This window comes from Pseudomonas sp. PAGU 2196, from assembly GCF_022179005.1.
GTDB classification, from domain to species: domain Bacteria; phylum Pseudomonadota; class Gammaproteobacteria; order Pseudomonadales; family Pseudomonadaceae; genus Aquipseudomonas; species Aquipseudomonas kermanshahensis.
This window is the reverse complement of sequence record NZ_BNTL01000004.1, coordinates 23,888-45,406: the sequence shown is the minus strand read 5'-3', so window position 1 is coordinate 45,406 and position 21,519 is coordinate 23,888. Positions and strand designations below refer to the sequence as shown.

Sequence of the window (21,519 nt, the reverse complement as noted above, 5' to 3'; positions counted from 1 at the left end):
CTACGCCCACCATATTGCGGTACATCTACTTGCTTGCCTAAGCTGCCTGATGGCGCACCCGGCAGGACTCGAACCTGCGACCATCCGCTTAGAAGGCGGATGCTCTATCCAGCTGAGCTACGGGCGCATAAGCGATCAGCCTAACCGAACGATGCTTTAGCAGAGAACCGCTAAACCATTCATTCTGCCCGACTTTGCCAACCAGTGCTAGGCAGTGCCCGACAAGTGCGGCGAATGTTATAGTCGAGGCGCAGGGTCGTCAACATCTTTCTCAAAAAAATTTAAATTATTTAAGGGGTTAGGGGATTTGCCCGACCACCCGCCTTTGCCCTCGGGCCGTGTCGTGCGAGAATGTGCCCTCTTTATTGTTTCCTTCTCGATGGTTAATCACGCGTCTATGACTGCACACCTAATCGATGGCAAGGCGATCGCCGCCAGCCTGCGCCAGCAGATCGCTCAACGTGTCGTGGAGCGTCGCCAGCAAGGCCTGCGCACCCCAGGCCTGGCTGTGATCCTGGTCGGCACCGACCCCGCCTCCCAAGTCTATGTCTCGCACAAGCGCAAGGACTGTGAAGAGGTCGGCTTCATTTCCCAGGCGTTCGACCTGCCCAGCGAAACCACGCAGCAAACCCTGACCGACCTGATCGACCGCCTCAACGATGACCCGGCTGTCGACGGTATCCTGCTGCAGCTACCGCTGCCCGCGCACCTGGACGCCTCGCTGCTGCTCGAGCGTATTCGTCCGGACAAGGATGTCGATGGCTTCCACCCTTACAACATCGGTCGCTTGGCCCAGCGCATCCCGCTGCTGCGCCCGTGCACGCCCAAAGGCATCATGACCCTGCTCGAAAGCACCGGTCAGGACCTCTACGGCATGAACGCGGTGATCGTCGGCGCGTCCAACATCGTGGGCCGCCCCATGGCCATGGAACTGCTTCTGGCAGGCTGCACCGTCACTGTCTGCCACCGCTTCACCAAGGACCTGGCCGGCCACGTCGGCCGTGCCGACCTGGTGGTCGTGGCCGCCGGCAAGCCGGGGCTGGTCAAGGGTGAGTGGGTCAAGGAAGGCGCCATCGTCATCGACGTGGGCATCAACCGCCAGGAAGACGGCAAGCTGGTCGGCGATGTGGTCTACGAGACCGCCCTGCCGCGCGCGGGCTGGATCACCCCGGTGCCGGGTGGTGTCGGGCCGATGACCCGGGCGTGCTTGCTGGAAAACACGCTGTATGCGGCGGAAGAGCTGCATAAGTAACAAGGCGTGACATGAAAACGGCACCTGCTGCAGGTGCCGTTTTTTTTGCCTGAAGGTTTTCGGCTTGCTGCACCGGCCTCTTCGCGGGGCAAGCCCGCTCCCACAAGTTCGGCACCTGTCTTCAAGACAGCGATGAACCTGTGGGAGCGGGCTTGCCTCGCGAAGAGGCCAACGCGGTCATCAGCCGATCACTTGCGCGCTGCCTCCCACGACTTCAGCAACTCGGTGTAGCTCACCGTCTCGCCCTTGGGCTTCTCGTTAGCCAGCTTCGGCTTCGGCGCACCCGGCTGGTCATACCAATACTGGGCATCCTTTTCCGGATTAAGCTTCGGTGCACAGGTCGCCTGGGCGTTGGAACGCTGCAGCCGTTCCATCATGCGGTCCTGATCGCGGGCCAGGCCATCCAGCGCCTCCTGCGGGGTCTTTTCGCCACTGGCCACTTCGGCGATATGGCTCCACCACAACTGCGCCAGCCGCGGGTAGTCAGGCACGTTGGTGCCAGTGGGCGTCCATTGCACCCGCGCCGGGCTGCGGTAGAACTCCACCAACCCACCCAGTTTGGGCGCCAGGTCCGTCATGGCCTGGGAGTTGATGTCCGACTCACGAATCGGCGTCAGGCCGACGATGGTCTTTTTGAGCGACACGGTCTTGGAGGTGACGAACTGCGCATACAACCAGGCGGCCAGGCGTTGCTTCTCTGGGGTGGATTTGAAGAAGGTCCACGACCCGGTGTCCTGATAGCCCAGTTTCATCCCCTCCTCCCAATACGGCCCCTTGGGCGACGGCGCCATGCGCCACTTCGGCGTGCCGTCGGCATTGACCACCGGCAAGCCGGGTTTTGTCATGTCGGCGGTAAAAGCCGTGTACCAGAAAATCTGCTGGGCAATGTTACCTTGGGCCGGCACCGGGCCCGCCTCAGAGAAGGTCATGCCCTGGGCTTCCTTGGGCGCGTAGGCACGCATCCAGTCCACGTACTTCTGCGTTGCATAGACCGCCGCTGGGCCGTTGGTGTCACCGCCTCGGGTAACGCTCGAGCCCACCGGGTGGCAGTCCTCGACGCGAATTCCCCACTCGTCCACTGGCAATCCATTGGGCAGGCCTTTGTCGCCACCACCGGCCATCGAGAACCAGGCATCGGTGAAGCGCCACCCCAGCGAGGGGTCTTTCTTGCCGTAGTCCATGTGGCCGTACACGCGCTTGCCGTCGATTTCCTTGACGTCTTCGGTGAAGAATTGGGCGATGTCCTCGTAGGCCGACCAGTTCACCGGCACGCCCAGTTCATAGCCGTACTTTTCCTTGAACTTGGCTTTCAGCTCAGGCCGCTCGAACCAGTCGGCACGGAACCAGTAAAGGTTGGCGAACTGCTGGTCAGGCAGTTGGTAGACCTTGCCATCCGGCGCGGTGGTGAAGGAAATGCCGATGAAGTCTTTCAAGTCCAGCGTCGGCGAGGTGTAGGCCTTGCCCTCGTTGGCCATCAGGTCGGTGATCGACTCGACCTTGCCATAACGAAAGTGCGTGCCGATCAGGTCCGAATCGTTGACCCAGCCATCATAGATGTTCTTGTCCGACTGCATCTGCGTCTGCAGCTTCTCTACCACGTCGCCTTCCTGCAGCAGGTCGTGGGTCAGCTGGATGCCAGTGATCTCGCTGAATGCCTTGGCCAGCACCTTGGACTCGTATTCATGGGTGGTGATGGTTTCCGACACTACGTTGATCTTCATCCCACGAAACGGTTCGGCGGCCTTGATGAACCACTTGAGTTCGGCCAACTGCTGTTCAGGGGTCAGGGTCGACGGTTTGAACTCACTGCCGATCCACTTGTTCGCCGCGTCTTCGTACTGGTCGGCCCACGCCATCCCGTGCACGCTGGCCAGCACCAGCAACGCGGCCAGGGTCAAATGTCGCCGTTTATGATTGTTGTGGAACATTGTGATCTCCCGATTGAGTTATTCCCGGAGCCGTCGCTCAGCCCCAGCGCAACACCACCACGAGCCAGCCCAGCGACAGCAGCGAGGCCACCCACAAAGGCCAGTCGCTGACCCCGACTACCAGCAAGTGCAGGTAGGCGCTGACCAGCAGGCCGATGAACAACCGGTCGCCACGGCTGGTGACGATCGGCAGGAAGCCGCGACGCTCCACGCAGGGGCGGCGCAGTTCAAGCAGGGTCATGCACAACAGCAGCACGCCGATGGCCGCGAAGAACAGCGCCGTGGGCAAGGTCCAGGCCATCCATTCCATGTGCTCCCCTCCTCACACTCGGCCGAGGGCAAAGCCCTTGGCGACATGGTTGCGGACAAACCAGATCACCAACATGCCGGGCAGGATGGTCAACACCCCGGCCGCCGCCAGCACGCCCCAGTCGATCCCCGAAGCGGACACGGTTCGGGTCATCACCGCTGCGATAGGTTTGGCGTTCACCGAAGTCAGGGTGCGCGCCAGCAGCAGTTCGACCCAGGAAAACATGAAGCAGAAAAACGCGGTCACACCGATGCCGGAGCCGATCAGCGGGATGAAGATCTTCACGAAGAAACGCGGGAAGCTGTACCCGTCGATGTAGGCCGTTTCGTCGATCTCTTTCGGCACCCCCGACATGAAGCCTTCAAGAATCCACACCGCCAGCGGCACGTTGAACAAACAATGGGCCAACGCCACGGCAATGTGCGTGTCGAACAGGCCAATCGAGGAATACAGCTGGAAAAACGGCAGCAGGAACACCGCCGGCGGCGCCATGCGGTTGGTCAACAACCAGAAAAACAGATGACGGTCGCCGAGGAAGCGATAGCGCGAGAAGGCATAGGCCGCCGGCAACGCCACCGCCAGCGAAATGACTGTGTTCAGGCACACGTAATACAGCGAGTTGATATAGCCGCTGTACCAGCTCGCATCGGTAAAGATCACCCGGTAGTTGTCCAGCGTGAATGCCTGCGGCCACAGGGTCAGGCCGCCAAGGATTTCGGTGTTGCTCTTGAACGACATGTTCAGCAGCCAGTAGATCGGCACCAGCAGGAAGAAGAAGTACAGCAACAGTGGCACTGCTTTGCGCGCGCTCATGGCCTAGTCCTTGTCGGCGTGCGTCATGGCGGTATAGAACAGCCACGACACCAGCAGGATGATCAGGAAGTACACCAGCGAAAACGCCGCGGCCGGCCCCAGGTCGAACTGCCCTACCGCCATGCGCGTGAGGGTCTGGCTGAGGAAGGTGGTGGCGTTGCCAGGCCCGCCACCGGTCAGCACGAACGGCTCGGTGTAGATCATGAAGCTGTCCATGAAACGCAGCATCACCGCAATCAGCAGCACGTTCTTCAGCTTTGGCAGCTGGATATGGCGGAACACTGCCCAGGCCGAAGCCCGGTCGATGCGGGCGGCCTGGTAATAGACATCCGGGATGGCGCGCAGGCCCGAATAACACAGCAGCGCCACCAGCGACGTCCAGTGCCAGACGTCCATCACCAGCACCGTGAGCCAAGCATCGAACGGGTCGCCGGCATAGTTGTAGTTGACCCCAAGCTTGGCCAGCGTGGCACCGAGCAGGCCGATGTCGGCGCGGCCGAAGATCTGCCAGATGGTGCCGACCACGTTCCAGGGAATGAGCAGCGGAATAGCCATCACGATCAGGCAGACCGAGGCCATGCGCCCCTTGGTCGGCATCGTCAAGGCGATGGCGATGCCCAACGGGATTTCGATCAGCAGCACGCAACCGGAATAGATGAACTGGCGCAGCAAGGCATCGTGCAAGGCCGGGTCGCGCAACACCTGGCGGTACCAGTCGGTGCCGACGAAATAGCGGTTGGACTGGTCGAAGATGTCCTGCACCGAATAGTTGACCACGGTCATCATCGGCACCACGGCGCTGAACGCCACCAGCACGAACACCGGCAGCACCAGCCACCACGCCTTGTTGTTGCGCACCTTGTTCATGGCCCGACCTCCAGCAGTACATCGTCGACATACAGCATCAGCCACTGGCTCGGCAGGGTGACCCAGGCCTGCCCCGCCGGCAGCGGGCGATCCTCGCCCAGGCGCGCCTTGAGCGTGGCGCTGCCGAGCTGGAAGGTGACGATGCGGTAGGTGCCCAGGTCTTCGATATCCAGCACCTGCACGGTAAACGCGTTGTCGAGCGGACTGTCCCAAAGCTGCACGAACTCCGGCCGGATGCCCACTTGCAGGCGCCCGCCGGCGGTTGCCGCCAAGCGTTGGCGCAGGCCCTCGGGCAGCGTCAGGTGCCAGCCATCAAAGCTGACGCCATCGGCTTCGGCACGCACGTCGATGAAGTTCATGCCGGGGCTGCCAATGAAGTAGCCGACAAAGGTGTGCCGCGGGCGCTCGAACAACTCGCGCGGGGTGCCGAACTGGACGATGCGCCCGCCGTGCATCACCGCGATCTTGTCAGCGAAGGTCGAAGCCTCCAACTGGTCGTGGGTGACGTAGATCATGGTGATGTTGAACTGCTCATGGATCTGCTTGAGCTTGCGCCGCAGCTTCCACTTCAGGTGCGGGTCGATCACCGTCAATGGCTCGTCGAAGAGGATCGCCGACACGTCATCGCGCACCAGGCCACGGCCCATCGAAACCTTCTGCTTCTCGTCGGCGCTGAGGTTGCGCGCCTTCTTTTTCAACACAGCGGACAGGTCGAGCACCTCGGCGATCTCTTCGACCCGGGCACGCACCCTGCCCTCGTCCACGCCCTGGTTTCGCAGGGGGAAGGCCAGGTTGTCGAACACCGTCATGGTGTCGTACACCACCGGAAACTGAAACACCTGGGCGATGTTGCGCGCCTGCGGCGACAGCGCGTTCACGGGCTTGCCGTCGAACAGCACGTCGCCATGGGAGGGAATAAGCAGCCCCGAAATGATGTTGAGCAAGGTCGACTTACCGCACCCCGAAGGCCCGAGTAAGGCATAGGCGCCGCCTTGCTCCCACACATGCTCCAGCGCATGTAGGGCGTAGTCCGCCTCCGAGGTCGGTTGACGGCTGTAACTGTGCGCCAGCTGGCGCAGGCGGATCTCGGCCATCAGCGACTCCTCGCCTGACGCACGCCTGGAGCCTGCACCAAGGCCCCGGCAGCGTCGAAGACAAACAGCTTGTGCGTGGGGATGAACACGCGGATCGGGGTGTCCACCTGGTACTCGTGCACACCCGGCAGGTGCAGGGTCATCCGCCAGTATTCATTGCGCACGTGGAGGAACGTTTCCGAGCCACTGATCTCGGCCAGCTCCACCAGCACCGCCAGCTCCAGGTCATCGTCATGGGCCGGCACCAGGGTGATGTGGCTGGGGCGCACGCCAAAGCGGTAGTCACCATCGCCCAGGCGCTGCAGGTCGGCATTGCGGGCAAAGTGCACCGCCTGCGCCAGGCTCACCTCGTTGCCGGCGATGCGCCCAGGCACCAGGTTGATCGGCGGCTCGGAAAACAGCTCGGCGGCCAGCACGCTGCTGGGCTGCTGATAGACCGCAGCGGTCGGGCCGCTCTGCACGATGCGCCCCTCATGCAGGATCGTCGTGGTGCCGCCCAGCGCCAGCGCTTCGTTGGGTTCGGTGGTGGCGTACACGGCAATGCAATTACGCGCCGCAAACAACGCCCGCAGTTCCTGGCGCAGGCCTTCACGCAGTTTGTAATCGAGGTTGACCAAGGGCTCGTCGAAGAGGATCAGCGAGGCGTCCTTGACCAGCGCCCGGGCCATCGCCGTGCGTTGCTGCTGGCCGCCGGACAGCTCCAGCGGCAACCGCTGCAGGTAGGCTTCGATGCGCAGCATCTCGGCGGTTTCCTGCACCCGCCGGCGAATTTCCGATTCGGCCAGGCGCGCCTGGCGCAGGGGCGAGGCGATGTTTTCGTACACGCTCAAGGTCGGGTAGTTGATGAACTGCTGATACACCATCGATACGTTACGCAGGCGCACCGGCACCCCGGTGACATCGTTGCCGTCCAGCAGCACACGGCCCAGGTCCGGGCGATCGAGCCCGGCCATCAGGCGCATCAGGCTGGTCTTGCCGGCCAGGGTGCGGCCGAGCAAAACGTTGAACGAACCCGGCTCGAAACGCAGGGACGCATCGACGATGCAGGCCTGGTTATCGACACTGCGGCTGACCTGCTGCAGCACCAAGGACATGGCGTGGCCTTTTTAGGATTGTTGTCCGCTGGGCAGAGCGAGTTTCGTGCCAGCCCCGCCTGAACGCTCTGCCGCGCGCCCTCACCGCCCAAGGTCAGCCACGGCCTGTTCACAGCTGAACACAGTCGCTGCACAACTGAACTCGCGCAGGTTTGACAATGAACAACGGTGGACAACACTGAACAGCGGTCGGCTGATAACAACAATCACACAGGACAGGCCCATGGCCGCATCCGCTTCGCCGCATGCCCAACTGATCCAGGCATCCTGGGCGCGTTGTCGCGACCACGGCCTGCAACCGCAAAACCCACCCGATTTCGATTGCCTGCCGCCGGCCGAACTGAGCGCCCTGTTGGAACGCCGCCAGGCCCTGCTGCGCCTGACACGCGATGAGGTGCTGCCGCAATACGCACACCTGCTAGGCAACGCCAGCTACCTGGTGATGCTGGCCGACGCCGGTGGCTGCCTGCTCGACAGCTGGGGTTCGCGGCGCTTCGTCGACCCGCGCCAGCGCCACGGTTTCAGTGCCGGCGCACACTGGCACGAGCGCGGCGTCGGCACCAACGCACTCGGCACGGCGCTGGTCTGCGCCGAGGCGATTCATGTGGGCCAGGAAGAGCACTTCCTGCGCCAGAACCGCTACCTGTGCAGCGCCGCAGCGCCGGTGTTCGATGGCGAGCGGCAACTGGTCGGCGCGCTCGATGTGGCCAGCGACGGGTACTTGCCCGCCAGCCAGACGCTCGGCCTGGTACGGATGATGGGCCAGAGCCTGGAGAACCGCTTGATACTGGCGCAGCACGCCGACCACCACGCCCAACTGCTGTTCAACAGCGCCTCCGACAACCTCGACAGCCCCTGGGCGGGCTTGCTGGTGTTCGATGAGCGCGGCCAGGTCATTGCGGCCAATCACCGGGCCGACAGCCTGCTCGGCGACAACCCGCTGCGGCAAAACCTCGAGCAACTGTTCCAAGTCCCGTTGCAGCAGTTGCTAGCCCAGCCGCCGCAACAGCCCTTCGCCTTGCAGGCCGCCGGGCGCCACCGCTTCCACTGCCAGTGGCAAGCGCCGCGCCACGGCCCCAAGCGCCCGGCCCCTGGCCCTGTCGACCCACGCCTGGACAACGCCTTGGCCCAGGCCAGCCTGTTACTGGAAAAAGACATCCCGGTGTTGATCCAAGGCGAAACCGGGGTTGGCAAGGAAGTCTTCGTCGAGGCCCTGCACCGCGCCAGCCGCCGCGCCGGGCAGCCGCTGATTGCAGTCAACTGCGCGGCGATCCCCGCTGAGCTGGTCGAGTCGGAGCTGTTCGGCTATGACAAAGGGGCCTTTACCGGCGCCCACCACAAGGGCAACCCCGGGCTGATCCGCAAGGCCGACCACGGCATCTTGTTTCTCGACGAAATCGGCGACATGCCGCTGCCGACCCAAGCCCGGCTGCTGCGCGTGTTGCAATCGCGCAGCATCCAGCCATTGGGCAGCGGCGAGCCGGTGACCGTGGACATCCGCGTGGTTTCGGCCAGCAACCGCGACCTGGCCGAGGCCGTGCGCAACGGGCAATTTCGCGAAGACCTCTACTACCGCGTGGCCGGGCTGACCCTGGTGTTGCCCGCCTTGCGCGAGCGCAGTGATCGGCGCGCGCTGATCGAGCAGGTGCACGCCCGGCATCTCGCTCCCGGGCAACCCCGGCAACTGCCCCCGCACATACTCGACCTGCTGTTGCACCACCCCTGGCCAGGTAACCTGCGCCAGCTCAACAGCGTAGTGCAGGTGGCGCTGGCCCTCGCTGGCAGCCAGCCCATCGGCACCGAACACTTTTCAGCGTGTTTCCTTGCCCAGGCCGGCACACCTCGCGCATGCTCGCCACCCGCCCCTGCCTCGGACCTGGCCAACCTGCTGCACAGCTGCGGCGGCAACATCTCATCGCTGGCACGCCTGCTCGGCATCAGCCGCACCACCCTGTACAAACGCTTGCGTGAACAGGGGCTCGAACCCGCCCACCTGCAGGGTGGCCGCTGAAGGTGCTATCAGCATACTGAAGCCGGGCTGATGCGGGTCATTACCCTCGCTGCTCCAACCTGTCAGGAGCAGCCCATGAGCCACTTGCACCCCCATCACGTAGGCCTGATTCAACAGCGCCTGCCCGGCTGGCTTCGCCAGACTTCCCCGCATCAGCGCGAGGCCCTGAAAACCCACCTGCTACACAGCCACCGCGCCACACGTGCACTGCAGAAGACCCTTGCCCCGCTGCAATCGGTAGAGGCGTTCTGCCAACCGTTGTTGAAGGACGCGCTCGCACACTGGTACCCCGGCGTGTCGCTGCCTCCACTCGATACCACCGTGTTGACCGAGCGCACCACGGGCCACCTGCGCAGTCGGTCCTGGCTGGAAGCTGCCCTGCAGAATCTGCAAGCGGACACGCCGGTACGCCTCTATGCCAACCAGGATGCGCCTGAACTGGAACAGCTCGACAGCGTGCGATTCGTGAAAGGTGTACGGCGCCTCGACCTCGGCCAGCGCTACCTGGACCACCTGCGCGAGCACGTCGACAGCGCTGATTTTCGCGCGTTGCTGCGCGAGCAGGACCGCGCCGCCTTTTCGGCCGAATTGTTATCAGCGCGGCTGCAAGGGCACATCGACAGCCGCGGCGAAGCCTTGGGCGAGGCCGCGCTTGCTGGCGCGCGCGAGGTACAGACGCTCGGCGGGGCGAGACGCCTGCAATGTGGCTACCTGAGCCTGCTCGGTTTCCCGCTGAGTGGCGCCCTGCTGCTGCGACTCGAGCCACACGGGCAGACCGAGCCGTGCCTGCTTTACCTGCCTGGGGACACCCAAGGCGCCCTGCACCAGTACTCGTCCTTGCAGGCCGTCGGCACAGCACTCACTAAGCGGCTATGGGAGGAGCCTTTTCGTGTGTATTTCAAACGCTTTGTCAGCCACGCGCAACAACCCGCCTTCGCTGCGCGTTTGCGGCACACACTCTACCCGCGCTACCCCTACGCAGCGCTGCACCCGACTCCGCCTACACTGGAGAAAGGTGAGTCATTCAACTGGATCAACCGGCTGTTCCCCTCGCCCCACGACCTGTGGCAAGAAACCCTGGACAAGAACGCCCGCCTGCCACTGGACTTCACGCCGTGGCCCGGCGAATGCTTCACCGCCAGGGCCAGCAACCAGGTGCAAACCACCTTGGCAGATGCCGTGACACTGGCCGTGCCCACGGCGCAGTTCGACGCGGCGGCGCAAACTGCCCGGCTGCTCGGTTGGCTGGGTGTGGGGCTGACTGTACTGAATGTGGCCAGCTTCTTCGTGCCTGCCTTGGGCGAGGTGATGCTGGTGGTCGGCGGGGCGCAAATCGTGGGCGAGTTCCTCGAAGGCGTCCATGCGTTGAACGAAGGCGAAACCGAGGCCGCCATCAGCCATCTGTTCGGTGTGCTCAACAGCCTGCTGCAGGTTGCGGCACTGGGTGCCGTGCACAGTGCGGTCCAGCTGGCAGGCCCCCTTGAAAACTGGACACGCCTCCCCGGCAGAACAGGCCAGCGCCTGTGGCACGGCGACCTGCGCCCCTTCACCCGCGAGGCGCCCTGGCCGCCAGGCACCCCTGGGGCGGATGGCTTGCACCACTGGCAGGGCCAACCGTGGATCAACCTGGAGGGCAAGGCCATGCCGCTGGAAAAAGCCCCCGACAGTCGCTGGCAGCTGGCACACGCGAAAGGCCATCAACGCGCCCCTCGCCTGCTCGGCAATGGCCAGGTGCCGTGGTTGCTGGAGCACGAACAGCCCTTGGCGTGGGACGCAGCCAAACTGCTGCGGCGCATCGCCAACAGCGGCCCGGCGGTGAGTGATGAAACCCTGCTGCGCGCCCTGCGCAGCAGTGGTTTCAGCGAAGCAGCCGTGCGCCGCGTGGTGGTCGATCAGGAAGCCACCCCCGCCCTGCTGCTCGACTGTTTGCAAGCACTGGGCGCCACCGATACCCCCACAGCGGCCAGCACCGACGCCATCACGCTGCTGCTTGGCCGGGACTTCCCGTCCCTTAGCCGCAGAGCCAAGGCCGAGATCCTTGCCAATACTCGTACCAAGGACCTGGCCCTTGGCCAACGCAGGGGCCGATTGCCGCTCTCGGTAGCCGAAACAGCCCGCGCCTACCAGCACGAAGCACGCCTCGACCGCGCCCTGCTGCGCTTTTATCAGCACAGCGGCCCGGTGCAGGACCGTGATGCCCTGGCCGTGGGTTTTCTGCGACGGCTACCGGGTTGGACGGGCGAGGTGCACCTCGAATTGCGAGAGGGCAACCTGCAAGGCCCACGACTGCAGGGCACTGACGCCCAGGGACGAGCCGGCAAAACCGTGGTGCGCGATGATCGGGGCTACCAACCCTACGACGAACACGGCCAACCCCTGGCCGGCCACACGACGCTCTACCAGGCCATTCTCAACGCCCTGCCTGACAGCGAGCGCATCGCCTTGGGCTTGCAGATACATGACCCTCTGCCCTTGCGTGACGCCCTGTTCGAACAGGCCGCCGGCAACCGCACGTACGCCGCCGAGCAATTAGGTATGGCGCCTGTGCGCACCCTGTATCGGCGGCCCACGCGGCTCGCGTCGGGCGGCCGTGTCGGCTACCCCCTCAGCGGCCGTGGCCGGGGCTGGCTGAATGACGACGAGCTGTTCGACACGCTGTACCCCAGCCGCCACCCCGGTGATCGCGAGTGGCTGCGCCAGCGCTTGCGCCTGGAGGCCGGTGAAAGCCCAGGCGCCTTTACCCGGCTGCTCGAACAGTTGCGCGAAGCGTACCAGCGCCTGAACACCACACTGGATGGCTGGGTAAATGACACAGAAGGCCTGGCGGTGGATACCCTCGAACAACGCACCGCTGCGCGGACGGAGGCCGCACGGCGCATACGCCAGGCTTGGCGCAGGGAAGGCGTGGAGGCCGATCAGCTGGACCTGGTACTGGAAGCCCAGGACCTGGGCGCCTTGCCGACCTTACCCACGCGCCTGGAACACGTCCGGTGGCTGACGGTCGTCGACTCACCCCATGGCGAAGCGATCAACCTCGATGGCTTCCTGCAGGCCTTCCCTGGCGTGCGTAACCTGGACCTGGCCAACAACAGGCTGCGTTTACTGCCTGGCGCCCTGGCCCAGATGACCGAACTGGAAACCCTGGACCTGCAGTGCAACGTCGTGGCTTTGCAGGAGGCACACACTATCGATCTACTGACACGCCTGCCCCGCCTCCAGCGGCTCAACCTCTCTGGCGGCCTGGAGAGCCTACCTGTCGCCGCTCTGCAGCGGCTTGGCCAGTTGCAGCACCTGTATGCGCTGAGGGCCGACTTGAACAGGCTCGCACTGCAAACCGAACACTTCGAAGCGTTACAAGGCTGGCCCGCGCTGACCGAATTGAGCCTGGGCTCATGCGAGATCACCCTCACCGCAGAAAGCCGCGCGGCGCTGGGCCGCCTCAACCAGCTGCACTCGCTGCGCTTAGGGGATAACCCACTGCAATTGACACCCGACGTGACCGGCTGGCAGCACTTGCATACCCTCGACCTCGACCGCGTCGGTATCACCCAATGGCCCGAAGGCCTGCCAGGCTTGATGAACCAACGCCCACTCGTGCTGCGCTCGCTCGACCTCAGTGGCAACCGGTTGGTCGATGCACCCGAATTGCACGACACGGCGTTCGCTGAAGCGATACGCAACGGGGATGAAGGCACCTACTACGACTTTGACGACAACCCTTTCAGTGAGCAGGCCCAACGCAGCCTGTTCGGCGCAGGGCTGACGGCCATCCCTGACATGGAAGCCCTGGAGGGCGAAGCCTGGGTGATCGAATTGCCCCCCGCGCTTGAGGCACACCGCGAGGCCAATGCCGAAGACGCTGAGTGGGCGCCCGTGTACCGCCTGACCGAACGCATGGCGCAAACGCCGGAGTACCTGGCTAACCCGGTGCGCACGCGTGAGCGCATCGTGCATGTACTGCGCACGCTCACCCACGAAGACGTCGGTGACGCGGGCTGGGGCCTCGCCGAGCTGCGTGAGCAAGTACTCACCGAGATCAACGACGCAGCCGAGGCCTGCGTGGACCAGGCCAGCCTGCTGTTCCAGCGGGTCGAAACGCAGGTGTCGGTATGGCGTAGCGTGGCTGCCGCGCACCCCGGCGCCACCAACGAAGCGGTCGCTGTGTCCGTCGCCACCGGCCTGGCCCGCCAGGGCCGCCTGGATGAACGCATAGGCGCCCTGTACAACGCTCGCCGGGCACGCCGGCAGGCCTTGAGCGATGCGCAAAACGACAGCGAACGCCAGGCCGCACCGGCCCTGGTGGCGGAAGACGACTTGAGCGATGCGCACCTGAGCGACCCGCAAACCCCGCCCGACGAAATTGAAATCGCCCTGGTCGCACGCATCGCCCTGCGCGAACGCCTGGGCCTCCCCGAACAACCTGGGCAGATCGCCTTCGGCTACCTGGCACAACTGAGCGAGGCCACCCTGCAACGCCTGGCCCAGGCAGTTGAGGCCGATGCGGATGCTGCCTTCCTGGCACGCTGGGCGAGCGAGCAACGCTTCTGGCGCGCCTGGGTTCGGCGGCTACGGCCTGAGCCATTCGAAACGCTCGCACGTGACTGGGAGGCCGCTTCGGAGTACTACACCGAATTGAGTGAACCCACCACCGCGCCCGGGGCCTACCGCGGACCCGCTGTTCCGTTGGCCTTCATTATCGCGCTGGAACACGAAACACGCACTGTACCGGGGCTGGCATGGCGGGTGGAGGGCACCTTGCAGCGCATCGACCTGGTGTCGGGGCGCTACAATGGCGAAGATGAGCTTTACGCGCTGGCTGGCCGCCTGCTGCTCAGCACCCGCCAGCAGGCGCGAGACCAGCTCTACCGGCAGTTGACCCAGGCTCTGTTCCAGGCCGGCTGACGTACAGCGGGTGGCAGGCCCCTGCAGGGCGTGTCGCCCGCAGCCGATTCGGCTGCAAGCGCTTCAACTTCAGCCTTAACCGCTGCGCTGCCGCCCCTCTTCAACCAGCATCTGAGCTGTACCTGTCAGAAAATGTACCTACAGCCCACCCAGAATGCCTGCTCGACATTCCGGTGCGTCGCTGCAGGGAGAACACCATGACCCGCTTCATCGATGTGCAAGACCTCGCCCGCCTGGTCAATCGCAAAGGCGTGGCCACCTGCCTGGTGGAGATGGCCGAGTACATCCGTCAGGACTACCTGCGCTGGCACGATTTCGACAAGTGCGCACGCGTGGCCAGCCATTCCCATGACGGCGTGATCGAGTTGATGCCGGTTGCCGACGCCAGCCTGTACGCCTTCAAGTACGTCAATGGTCACCCGAAGAACACCCACAACGGCCTGCCCACGGTCATGGCGTTCGGCACCCTGAGCGACGTCAGCTCAGGCGCGCCCTTGCTGCTCAGCGAGATGACCCTGGCCACCGCGCTGCGCACCGCAGCCACCTCGGCCCTGGCCGCCCGCTACATGGCGCGCGAAGACAGCCGCAGCATGGCGCTGATCGGCAATGGCTCGCAGAGCGAATTCCAGGCCATCGCCTTCAATACCCTGCTGGGCATCGATGAGATCCGCCTGTATGACATCGACCCTGCGGCCACGGCAAAACTGGTGGCCAACCTGACCGGCCGGCCAGGGCTCAAGCTAATCGTCGCCCAGTCTGTGGCCGAAGCGGTGCGGGGGGCCGATATCGTCACCACGGTGACGGCCGACAAAGCCTTTGCCACCATCCTGACGCCCGCCATGATCGAGCCGGGCATGCACCTGAACGCCGTAGGCGGCGACTGCCCAGGCAAGACCGAGCTGCACCGCGAGATCGTCGAGCAGGCCCGGGTGGTGGTCGAGTACGCCCCGCAGAGCCGGGTGGAAGGCGAGATTCAGCAGATGCCGGCCGATTCGCCAGTGACCGAGTTCTGGCAGGTGGTGGCAGGTCAGGCCAACGGCCGCGAGAACGCACGACAAGTGACGTTGTTCGACTCGGTAGGCTTTGCCCTGGAGGACTACTCGGCGCTGCGCTATGTGCTGGACATGGCCCAGGCACTTGGGATCGGGCAGGACATTGCGCTGGTGCCGACGCTGGAAAACCCAAAAGACCTGTATGCGCTGCTGCAGCCACGCGTGGTCGGTTTTCGCGCTACACCAACGACTGCCTGTGCATGACGGCCCCCACGTGCACCGGCACGCAGGACACCCCCCGCATTACCGCCTACCCTGTCCATGTCCCTCTACAACGAGGCCCCGCACATGGACACCCAGGACGCCACCCCCCACCCTCTGGACCGAATCGACGAAGCCATCATCGATGTGCTGCGCCATGACGGCCGCATCACCTTCGAGAAGCTCTCGACCCTGGTCCACCTCACGCCACGCCCTTGCCTTGAGCGCGTCCGCAAGCTGGAACGACGTGGCGTGATTCGCGGCTATGGCGCAATCATCGACTTGCAGAAAATCGCCCCCGGGGTGTCGTTGCTGGTGCTGGTGGCCCTGTCCAACCAAAGCGGCCGGGCGGCGCAAAAAGCGTTCGAGGCTACCCTGCGCGCCTGCCCGCACGTCTACGAATGCCAACTGATCAGCGGCCATTTCGACTACAGCCTGCGCCTGCGCTGCCGCGACATGGAGCACTACCGGCTGCTGAGCGAAAGCTGGATGAACGACGACGCGCTGCACATCGACAAGCTGGTCGCCCACCCCGAACTGGCCGTAATCAAAAGCATGGCGCCGCAACCCTAGCCGCCACGCCATTGCTCAGGCTGCCGATACCCCTGCGCCCAGGCCAGCACTTCACTCGCCGGCATCGGCCTGGCGATGAAATACCCCTGCGCCAGCTCGCAACCCAGTGCCATCAGCACACGCCCATGCTCGACACGCTCCAGGCCTTCGGCAACCACCTCGCGGCCAAACGCACGCGCCAGCCCGATCACCGCCCCGGTCAGGGCCAGGTCATCCTGGTCATGGAGGATGTCACGCACGAACGACTTGTCGATCTTGATGGTCTGGGTCGGCAAGCGCTTGAGGTAGCTCAGCGACGAATAGCCGGTGCCGAAATCGTCCAGCGAAAAGCGCACGCCCAAGGCCCGGCAAGCATCCAGGCACCGGCTGACATGCTGCAGGTTGTCGATGGCCACCGACTCGACGATTTCCAGGTCCAGCCGTGCCGGGTCAACCCCGGGGTGCTCCGCCAGCAACTGTTCCAGGCGTTCGACGAAATCACTGCGCTGCAAATGGCGCGCAGCAATGTTGACACTCACCGACCACGGCTGCCCCTGCCCTTGCCAGGCCTGCAACTGGCTCAGCGCCTGGTGGATCACCCATTCGCCAATTTCGATGATCAGGTCGGTCTGTTCCACCAACGGCAGGAACTCGCCCGGCGGCACCAGGCCACGGCCCGGCCGTTGCCAGCGCAGCAACGCCTCGAAACCCAGCACCTCGCCGCTGCGCAGGTTGACCTTGGGCTGGTAATACAGGCACAGCTCGCGATTGCGCAGTGCCCGACGCACCCGTGTCACGGTCTGGTGGGTGGCCTTGAGTTCCTGCTCCTGGGACACATCGAACAGGTGGTAACGGTTGCGCCCACGCTGCTTGGCCACATACATGGCCTGGTCGGCGTGACGCACCAGGGTATCGGCGTCCTCATCGTCGAGCGGGTACAGCGTGACGCCGATACTGGCGCTCAATGAGAGGGTGTGCTCGCGCACCACATAGGTGGCCGCCAGCGCCCGCAGCACCCGGCGCAGGGCCGCATGCAACTGGCGGTCGTCGCTGACATTACGCAGGATCAGCACAAACTCGTCACCCGACAAGCGGGCCACGGCATCCCCCCCGCGCAAGATGCCCTTCAGGCGCTGCGCCACTTCGACCAGCAACAGGTCGCCGGTGGCATGCCCGTACCCATCGTTGACCGCCTTGAAGCCATCCAGGTCGAGCATGCACACCGCCAGCGGGATGTCTTCACGGCGCGAGAACGCCAGTGCCTGGTTGAGCAGGTCGGACAGGTAGGCGCGGTTGGGCAGCCCGGTCAGCACATCGTGCCCCACCCGCCATTGCAAGGTGTGCAGCAACTGGCGCTTCTCGGTGACGTCGAAGCGGATCGACACATACTTGCGCACCTTGCCGGTCAGCGGGTCGACCAGTGGCACCATGGTGCTGTCGACCCAGTACAGCGAACCGTCCTTGGCGCGGTTGCAGATCTCGCCCTTCCACACCTTGCCCGCCGTCAGCGCTCGCCACATGCCGAGGAAGAATTCCGGCTCGTGCAGGCCGGAATTCAGAATGCGGTGGTTGGCGCCCAGCAGTTCGTCGCGGCTGTAACCGGAGATGCTGCAGAACTGCTGGTTGACGTAAGTGATGCAGCCACGCAGGTCGGTTTCGGAAAAGATCGCGGCCGCGTCCACGGCCGCGCGATAGTTATCGTCCATAAGCATCCTGCCCTAACGGTTGAAGCGCTCCACGAGGGCGCGCAATCCGGCGCACACCTCCTCCAGCTCGGCACCGCGCGAGGCGGCCGCGTTGGCGCTATGGGCGCTGTGCTGGGCAATGCCCGCCACACCGTTGATCTGCCGCGACACCTCTTCAGCCACGGCCGACTGCTGCTGCGAGGCTGTGGCCATCTGCTGGCTCATGCCGCTGATGCGTTGCACCGCTTCACGAATACCGTGCAGCGCCTGTTGGGCCTCCTGGACCTGGGCAACGCCCTGCTCGGCGCCCTGAATGCCTTGGCTGGCAATGGCCACGGCTTCTTCGGCACCGCTGCGCAGTCCATCGATGATGGCCTGGATATGCAACGTCGACTGCCGGGTCTTGTCGGCCAGCGCCCGCACCTCATCGGCCACCACGGCAAAGCCGCGGCCCTGCTCACCGGCACGGGCAGCCTCGATGGCGGCATTGAGCGCCAGCAGGTTGGTTTGCTCGGCAATGCCCCGGATCATCCCCGCCGCCTCGGCGATGGCACCGGTCTGACCAGCCAGGTGGGTGACCGCCTGGTTGATCTGGTCCACGGTGCCGGCCAGGGCGCGAATCGCCGTGCCACTGGCATCGGCCACGCGGCTGCCCTGCTCGGCCAGCAGGTGCGCGGTATGCGCCTCGGCGGCGGTGAGTTGCACATGGTTGACCACCTCGCCGATCGAGGCGGTCATCTCGGTCATCGCGGTTGCGCTCAGGTCGGTTTCGGCGCGCTGCTCCAGCAGGGCCGTTTCGGTACCGCGCGACAGACGCCCGGCATCGTGCGCGGCTACCGCCATCTGCGTGGCCAGGTCGCTGAGCCGGGTCAACGCGGTTTTCAGGCGCGCCTCTTCCCCGATCAAAATCAGCTGCAGTTGCCCGGCAGCGCCCGGCAGGTCGCTGTAGGTCAGCGCAGCGGTGGGGTCGGCGAAGGTGCCTTCGGCGCCCTGGATAACCCGCCGCAACTGGCGGCCCAGGTCGTTGCGCATCCACAGGCCATAGGCCGCGAACAACACAAGGGTTAGGCCCTGCCCTGGCCAGCCTGGCCAGAACTGGTTGGCGCCCACCGCCAACACACCACCCAGCAGCGGCAAGGCCATGGCCTGGCTCAGCAACGCCAGGCGGCGGCCGGACGACAGCGGCGCCTGGCCCTGGCGCAGTCGCGCATACAGGGCCTCGGCACGGCTGACTTGTTCGCGGGTCGGGCAGACCCGTACCGATTCGTAGCCGATCACCCGGCCGTCTTCAAGGATCGGCGTGACGTAGGCATTGACCCAGTAAAAGTCGCCATTGCGGCAGCGGTTCTTGACGATGCCCATCCAGCTTTTGCCGGCTTTGAGGTAGCGCCACATCAATGCGTACACCGCTGGCGGCATGTCGGGGTGGCGCACCAGGTTGTGCGGGCTGCCGATCAGCTCGGCCTCGCTGTAACCGCTGATAGCGGCAAATTCGGGGTTGCAGTAGGTAATGTGGCTGGCGGTGTCGGTGGCGGAAATCAGCCGCTGACCCGAGGGGAAACGTTGCTCGACCGGGGTTACCGGGAGATTGAGACGCACGATGAGACTCCATTCACTGACGAACCGGCACCCTGCCCATCGACGACCATCGGAACCGATACGCAGCGATCCGCTCCAATGTGCACATGCGCTTCCAGCCATACCGGCATGAGGCCGAATGACACTGGAAACTCGACGATGACTGTCCGGTCAAGCCGCGAATTCTACGAAATTCATCACATAAATCAAATAAAGGTGATCGATCATGGCGTTGCGCCATGCGGATAGATATCGTTAAGTTCTTGATTCTAAATGGGAATTAAGTGATGACGAGATCAGCTCTGGGTTTTGCCCTGCGCCGCTACCGCAAGCTGGCGGGTCTGACCCAGGCACAATTCGCCGAGCGAACCGGCTTCGACCCCAAGACCATCAGCCGTTTCGAGACCGGCGCCTATACCCCCAGCGTCGACGCGCTCATGGCGTTCGCAGGCGTACTGGGTGTCAAACCCAAGGACTTCTTCGCCGAACCGGACGACGAAGAGGAGCAGCGCGCCTATCTGTTCGGTGTCATCCACAACGCCCCGCCCAAAGATCTTGGCAAGCTGATTGCAGCAGTGGACCAGGCGTTGGCCAAGCCCTGACCTGATTCATCGGTTTACCTGGGGGCGCTGTTCAGCCCCGATAAATGGCATGCACCGAATTAGAGCCTGGCAGGGCCAATTGCCCCACAACTGGTCAGACCGGTAAGGCCAAAATCACTTGCAATGTAGGATTTTTCGCGCTTTTATGGCCTCGCGCTGAACAAACCGGTAAGACCACAATAATTAAGTCCTGCGCTCTTTGACCCTCGCGGCATCGAAGCAAGGACACCGACCAGAGATCACTCCCATGCTCAAATGGTGCTCGCGTTCGATCTTCCTGCAAGTCGTGCTGGGCCTTGCCCTCGGCATTGCCTGCGGCCTCAGCTTCCCCGAAGTCTCCCTGCAACTCAAACCCCTCGGTGACGGCTTTATCAAGCTGATCAAGATGCTCATCGGCTTGATCGTCTTCTGTGTGGTGGTCAGCGGTATCTCCGGTGCTGGCGACTTGAAAAAGGTCGGGCGGATCGGCCTGAAATCAGTCATCTACTTCGAAGTACTGACCACCATCGCCTTGGTGATCGGCCTGGTGTTCGCCTTCACCAGCGGTATTGGCAGCGGTGCCAACATCCACCTGGACCAGTTGTCCAGCGCCGACGCCAGCAGCCTGGCAGAGCGCGGCCAGCACATCCATGGTGCCACCGCCTTCTTCATGGACCTGATTCCGACGTCGGTGATCGGCGCCTTTGCTGACAACAACATCCTGCAGGTGCTGCTGTTCTCGGTGCTGTTCGGCAGCGCGCTGAACCTGGTGGGTGACTCGGCGGCAGGTATTTCGCGGCTGATCAACGAACTTAGCCACGTGATCTTCCGCATCATGGGCATGATCGTGCGCCTGGCGCCCATTGGTGTGTTCGGCGCAATCGCCTTCACCACCAGCAAATATGGCCTCGAATCGCTGCAGCACCTGGGTGGCCTGGTGGCACTGTTCTACCTGACCTGCGCCGGCTTCGTGCTGATTGTCCTCGGTACCGTCATGCGCCTGTCGGGGCTGAAACTGCTGCCCCTGATCAAATACCTGCGTGAAGAGCTGACCATCGTCCTCGGCACCGCCTCTTCCGACGCGGTGCTGCCACAGATCATGCGCAAGCTCGAGCACCTGGGCATCGGCACCTCCACCGTCGGCCTGGTGATCCCGACCGGCTACTCGTTCAACCTCGACGGTTTCTCCATCTACCTGACCCTGGCCATCGTGTTCATCGCCAACGCCACCGGCACGCCACTGGAGATGACCGACCTGTTGACCATCCTGCTGGTCTCGCTGGTGACTTCCAAGGGCGCTCATGGCATCCCAGGCTCGGCGCTGGTGATTCTCGCCGCCACCTTGACCGCCGTGCCGGCCATTCCGGTGGTGGGCTTGGTGCTGGTGCTGGCGGTGGACTGGTTCATGGGTATCGGCCGGGCACTAACCAACCTGATCGGCAACTGCGTGGCCACCGTCGCCATCGCGCGCTGGGAGAAAGACATCGACCTGGAGCGAGCACAGAACGTACTCGCCGGCAAACCAGGCTTTGCCCACACGCCCCGCAAGCAGCCCAACATTCATCAACAGGAATTCTGATCGAACGCGGCCGGCGGTGA

General features: G+C 64.0%; 15 protein-coding genes, 1 tRNA gene and 1 pseudogene. 7 read left to right on the top strand and 10 right to left on the bottom strand.

Annotated elements, in window-relative coordinates:
* Positions 1 to 50: 50 nt before the first annotated feature.
* A tRNA-Arg gene (locus tag MFF34_RS04620) sits at positions 51 to 127 on the bottom strand.
* 270 nt (positions 128 to 397) lie between these two features.
* Between MFF34_RS04620 and folD the strand changes: the two genes are divergently transcribed.
* Entirely contained in the window at positions 398 to 1,252 is an 855-nt protein-coding gene (gene folD, locus MFF34_RS04615) for a bifunctional methylenetetrahydrofolate dehydrogenase/methenyltetrahydrofolate cyclohydrolase FolD (RefSeq protein ID WP_027593957.1), read from the top strand.
* 188 nt (positions 1,253 to 1,440) lie between these two features.
* On the opposite strand, the gene MFF34_RS04610 is transcribed toward folD, so the two are convergent.
* The 6 genes from MFF34_RS04610 to MFF34_RS04585 are packed head-to-tail and all read right to left on the bottom strand — an operon-like array spanning position 1,441 to position 7,358.
* Entirely contained in the window at positions 1,441 to 3,180 is a 1,740-nt protein-coding gene (locus tag MFF34_RS04610; protein WP_027593958.1) for an ABC transporter substrate-binding protein, read from the bottom strand.
* Between the two features lie 37 nt (positions 3,181 to 3,217).
* Positions 3,218 to 3,490: a DUF2160 domain-containing protein gene (locus MFF34_RS04605; RefSeq protein WP_238210581.1), complete on the bottom strand. Its 273-nt coding sequence runs from the start codon at positions 3,488 to 3,490 to the stop codon at positions 3,218 to 3,220.
* A 12-nt stretch (positions 3,491 to 3,502) separates the two neighbouring features.
* The gene (locus MFF34_RS04600; protein WP_027593960.1) at positions 3,503 to 4,303 is read right to left on the bottom strand and encodes a carbohydrate ABC transporter permease; all 801 of its coding nucleotides are present in this window, start codon (positions 4,301 to 4,303) and stop codon (positions 3,503 to 3,505) included.
* Between the two features lie 3 nt (positions 4,304 to 4,306).
* Positions 4,307 to 5,170: a carbohydrate ABC transporter permease gene (locus tag MFF34_RS04595; protein ID WP_238210572.1), complete on the bottom strand. Its 864-nt coding sequence runs from the start codon at positions 5,168 to 5,170 to the stop codon at positions 4,307 to 4,309.
* The gene (locus MFF34_RS04590; RefSeq protein ID WP_238210571.1) at positions 5,167 to 6,264 is read right to left on the bottom strand and encodes an ABC transporter ATP-binding protein; all 1,098 of its coding nucleotides are present in this window, start codon (positions 6,262 to 6,264) and stop codon (positions 5,167 to 5,169) included. The genes MFF34_RS04595 and MFF34_RS04590 overlap by 4 nt, the downstream gene beginning before the upstream one ends.
* On the bottom strand, positions 6,264 to 7,358 hold the full coding sequence (locus tag MFF34_RS04585) for an ABC transporter ATP-binding protein (protein ID WP_238210570.1): 1,095 nt from the start codon (positions 7,356 to 7,358) through the stop codon (positions 6,264 to 6,266). The genes MFF34_RS04590 and MFF34_RS04585 overlap by 1 nt, the downstream gene beginning before the upstream one ends.
* Before the next feature lie 223 nt (positions 7,359 to 7,581).
* Here MFF34_RS04585 and MFF34_RS04580 point away from each other — a divergent pair, with 223 nt between their 5' ends.
* The 4 genes from MFF34_RS04580 (at position 7,582) to MFF34_RS04565 (ending at position 16,097) form a co-directional block, all read left to right on the top strand.
* A complete protein-coding gene (locus MFF34_RS04580; protein WP_238210569.1) occupies positions 7,582 to 9,369 on the top strand; it encodes a sigma-54-dependent Fis family transcriptional regulator in 1,788 nt (595 codons plus the stop codon).
* Between the two features lie 75 nt (positions 9,370 to 9,444).
* Positions 9,445 to 14,271, top strand: coding sequence for a dermonecrotic toxin domain-containing protein (locus MFF34_RS04575; RefSeq protein ID WP_238210568.1), 4,827 nt, complete (start codon positions 9,445 to 9,447; stop codon positions 14,269 to 14,271).
* Between the two features lie 197 nt (positions 14,272 to 14,468).
* Positions 14,469 to 15,527 carry an ornithine cyclodeaminase gene (locus MFF34_RS04570; RefSeq protein ID WP_238210567.1) on the top strand — a complete coding sequence of 353 codons (1,059 nt, stop codon included), beginning with the start codon at positions 14,469 to 14,471 and terminating at the stop codon, positions 15,525 to 15,527.
* A gap of 84 nt (positions 15,528 to 15,611) precedes the next feature.
* On the top strand, positions 15,612 to 16,097 hold the full coding sequence (locus MFF34_RS04565) for an Lrp/AsnC family transcriptional regulator (RefSeq protein ID WP_238210564.1): 486 nt from the start codon (positions 15,612 to 15,614) through the stop codon (positions 16,095 to 16,097).
* Here the strand turns inward: MFF34_RS04565 and MFF34_RS04560 are convergent.
* The 3 genes and pseudogenes from MFF34_RS04560 to MFF34_RS28220 form a co-directional block, all read right to left on the bottom strand.
* Complete coding sequence (locus MFF34_RS04560; protein WP_238210562.1) at positions 16,094 to 17,782, bottom strand: bifunctional diguanylate cyclase/phosphodiesterase; 1,689 nt, start codon at positions 17,780 to 17,782, stop codon at positions 16,094 to 16,096. The genes MFF34_RS04565 and MFF34_RS04560 overlap by 4 nt on opposite strands.
* Before the next feature lie 12 nt (positions 17,783 to 17,794).
* Positions 17,795 to 18,904, bottom strand: a complete 1,110-nt coding sequence (locus MFF34_RS04555) for a methyl-accepting chemotaxis protein (protein ID WP_374707380.1) — start codon at positions 18,902 to 18,904, stop codon at positions 17,795 to 17,797.
* Between the two features lie 126 nt (positions 18,905 to 19,030).
* Positions 19,031 to 19,462 (bottom strand): annotated as a pseudogene (locus tag MFF34_RS28220) (PAS domain-containing protein); the annotation flags it as partial.
* Positions 19,463 to 19,626: 164 nt separating this feature from the next.
* Here MFF34_RS28220 and MFF34_RS04550 point away from each other — a divergent pair.
* Together MFF34_RS04550 and MFF34_RS04545 are read left to right on the top strand one after the other, a co-directional pair.
* Positions 19,627 to 19,941 carry a helix-turn-helix domain-containing protein gene (locus tag MFF34_RS04550; protein WP_027593967.1) on the top strand — a complete coding sequence of 105 codons (315 nt, stop codon included), beginning with the start codon at positions 19,627 to 19,629 and terminating at the stop codon, positions 19,939 to 19,941.
* 247 nt (positions 19,942 to 20,188) lie between these two features.
* The gene (locus MFF34_RS04545; protein ID WP_027593968.1) at positions 20,189 to 21,499 is read left to right on the top strand and encodes a C4-dicarboxylate transporter DctA; all 1,311 of its coding nucleotides are present in this window, start codon (positions 20,189 to 20,191) and stop codon (positions 21,497 to 21,499) included.
* The last annotated feature ends 20 nt before the right edge of the window (positions 21,500 to 21,519 follow it).

Excerpts from the sequence above, each read along its gene's own strand:
- folD (WP_027593957.1), top strand. The coding sequence starts at position 398 with ATGACTGCACACCTAATCGATGGCAAGGCGATCGCCGCCAGCCTGCGC.
- MFF34_RS04610 (WP_027593958.1), bottom strand. The coding sequence starts at position 3,180 with ATGTTCCACAACAATCATAAACGGCGACATTTGACCCTGGCCGCGTTG.
- MFF34_RS04605 (WP_238210581.1), bottom strand. The coding sequence starts at position 3,490 with ATGGAATGGATGGCCTGGACCTTGCCCACGGCGCTGTTCTTCGCGGCC.
- MFF34_RS04600 (WP_027593960.1), bottom strand. The coding sequence starts at position 4,303 with ATGAGCGCGCGCAAAGCAGTGCCACTGTTGCTGTACTTCTTCTTCCTG.
- MFF34_RS04595 (WP_238210572.1), bottom strand. The coding sequence starts at position 5,170 with ATGAACAAGGTGCGCAACAACAAGGCGTGGTGGCTGGTGCTGCCGGTG.
- MFF34_RS04590 (WP_238210571.1), bottom strand. The coding sequence starts at position 6,264 with ATGGCCGAGATCCGCCTGCGCCAGCTGGCGCACAGTTACAGCCGTCAA.
- MFF34_RS04585 (WP_238210570.1), bottom strand. The coding sequence starts at position 7,358 with ATGTCCTTGGTGCTGCAGCAGGTCAGCCGCAGTGTCGATAACCAGGCC.
- MFF34_RS04580 (WP_238210569.1), top strand. The coding sequence starts at position 7,582 with ATGGCCGCATCCGCTTCGCCGCATGCCCAACTGATCCAGGCATCCTGG.
- MFF34_RS04575 (WP_238210568.1), top strand. The coding sequence starts at position 9,445 with ATGAGCCACTTGCACCCCCATCACGTAGGCCTGATTCAACAGCGCCTG.
- MFF34_RS04570 (WP_238210567.1), top strand. The coding sequence starts at position 14,469 with ATGACCCGCTTCATCGATGTGCAAGACCTCGCCCGCCTGGTCAATCGC.
- MFF34_RS04565 (WP_238210564.1), top strand. The coding sequence starts at position 15,612 with ATGGACACCCAGGACGCCACCCCCCACCCTCTGGACCGAATCGACGAA.
- MFF34_RS04560 (WP_238210562.1), bottom strand. The coding sequence starts at position 17,782 with ATGGACGATAACTATCGCGCGGCCGTGGACGCGGCCGCGATCTTTTCC.
- MFF34_RS04555 (WP_374707380.1), bottom strand. The coding sequence starts at position 18,904 with ATGGCCTTGCCGCTGCTGGGTGGTGTGTTGGCGGTGGGCGCCAACCAG.
- MFF34_RS04550 (WP_027593967.1), top strand. The coding sequence starts at position 19,627 with ATGACGAGATCAGCTCTGGGTTTTGCCCTGCGCCGCTACCGCAAGCTG.
- MFF34_RS04545 (WP_027593968.1), top strand. The coding sequence starts at position 20,189 with ATGCTCAAATGGTGCTCGCGTTCGATCTTCCTGCAAGTCGTGCTGGGC.